We start from the raw sequence: 278 nt of genomic DNA on the forward strand, positions 1-278 counted from the left end.
GCACGGTCGCTCCGAGATTGATCGATTTCCATTTCGGATCGAAGCCGGGTCCCTGCAGCTTGTCGATCCGCGAGAACAGATGATCGACGAAACGGGCAACGCGCTCGAAGCGGTTGGTGTTGGCCGCCCAATTGAACGCGACGAGGGCGGTCGGCACGGCGATCGTGGCGACATGATCGCCCTGCTTGATCAGATTTGGGTAATCGGCCGCATCGAGTGCTGACGGCAGATAATAGTCCTCGAACTTGCTGTCATACGGGACCGGCAGGAACTTGAAG

General features: G+C 58.6%; 1 protein-coding gene. It reads right to left on the reverse strand.

Annotation, left to right across the window (positions count from 1 at the left end; genetic code table 11):
* The coding region (locus ACZ3HH_RS29750) for a hypothetical protein (RefSeq protein WP_465810128.1) at positions 1-278 on the reverse strand (278 nt) is incomplete at both ends.

The organism is Pseudomonas sp. PME37.24/025 (assembly GCF_055556615.1).